Here is a 1,669-nt window from a genome sequence, read left to right on the forward strand (position 1 = left end):
AGCCTCGATCCACCGACGAGCCGGGGATGAGCGGCGAGGTCCCGATCCGGGTGCGTTGTCGGTGTCGGAGCAGGCGTGAGTTCCGGGCGTCGCATCCCGGTCGTCCACTGAGTTCTCTTGGCGTGCCGTGGCGCGGCGATGGTCAGCTGGTCGCGATCGGTGGTGGCGCGTGCGTCTCGGTGAACAGTCGCGCGAACGCTGTCTCCCAGGGCCATGCCGCCGGGAGGTGCAGGGTGATGCGGCGTGCGGAGCGAGCCAGTCGCGCCGGTACGTGGATGAGGGTGCGGCGGATCGTCGCGGTGGTCGCTTTTGCCAACCGTCCTGCCCGATCGGCGACCACGCCCGCGGCGCGGGTGAGGTTGAACGCGATCACGGCGAGGACGAGCCAGGCGCTGTTCGCGGTGAACACGCCGGAGGGCAGGTGCGCAAGCGGCCCGTTCTTCAGGTCGGCGTGCACTTGCTCGATGATCGCGTGACCGCGGTGGGTCTTATCGGCCTCGACGGTGTCCATCATGTCGGCAGGCGTGGTGGTGAAGAACGCGTGGTGCCGGTAGGTGTCGAACAGTGTCGGCTGCTCCAGGTTCTTCGGGTTCAGGTCGGGGATCCGGCGAACGACCAGCCGCCCTTCGACGCGCTCGGCCTTCTTCCTGGATCGGAACGCGGTGAAGCCGATCTCGGCGACCTCGGCCCTGGAGATCCATTGCCCGGTGGCCTCGTCGCGGATCGCGTCGGTGTACTCGATCTTCGTCCACGCGTCGGCTTCGATCGTCGCGATGGCGGCTTTCACGGCAGGGTCCATCCGGACCGTGACCGAGACGTCGGCGCCGGCTTTGATCGCAGTGCCGACGGTGGCGTGACCGTAGAACGCGGAATCCGCCCGCAGCAGCGGCCGCTCCCCGCCCGTGTGGGTGCGGCGCAGGGTGGCGAGGGCGTCACCGACGATCCGGGCGGCGCCTTTCGGGGACCCGGTCTTCCCCTGCCGCAGCCGCTGGCTCAGGATCACCGGCGCTGACGAGGTGGTCGACGCTGTGGCGAGCAGCGCGTTCAAGCCCCGGACGCCGGAGTATCCGAACCCGGCGCCCTGCTTCTGGTATCCGTGGACCTCGATGATGGTGTCGTCCAGATCCACCATCACCCGCTCTCCGGCCCGCGCCTGCAGCAGCGACGCCTGCCCGGCGACGGTCGTGAGGACGCGGGACGCGACGGCGTCGAGTTGACGGACATGCCCGAACCGGAACTCCCGCAGGAACGATCCCAGCGTCGACGGCGCATACGTCCGGTCGAACAGCCGCCCCATCCCACCGTGGCGGAGCAGGTTCATGTCGTCGATCGAGTCCGCCCCGGCGAGCATCCCCGCGACCAGCGCAGAGACCTTCGCTCCGGCGTTGGAGCCCTTGTCGGTCGGGACGCTCAACCGGTCTTGGGCCAACTCCGCCAGTCCGGCCCGCTGCGCGAGTCGCAGCATCGGGACCAGACCTGCCGCCGACACCAGATTCGGGTCATCGAAGACCGCTGACACCGCAGCGGGGGCGTGCTTGAATTGCATCTACGAGATGCCTCTCGTTTCTGGAAACTAGAACCTTAGACAAGCTCTATTTTCCCTGATCCGAGGGGCATTTCCGTGTCACGACGCCCGCTCGTCACCCAGCTTCATCGGTGGATCGAGGCT

General features: G+C 68.1%; 1 protein-coding gene. It reads right to left on the reverse strand.

The genetic code is table 11. From position 1 onward, the window contains the following. Nucleotides 1-142: 142 nt before the first annotated feature. Nucleotides 143-1,546 (reverse strand): IS1380 family transposase, encoded by a 1,404-nt coding sequence (locus AC3ENO_RS14875; RefSeq protein WP_434971347.1) that lies wholly within the window; start codon nt 1,544-1,546, stop codon nt 143-145. Between the last annotated feature and the right edge of the window lie 123 nt (nt 1,547-1,669).

This window comes from Microbacterium sp. bgisy207 (assembly GCF_057706855.1).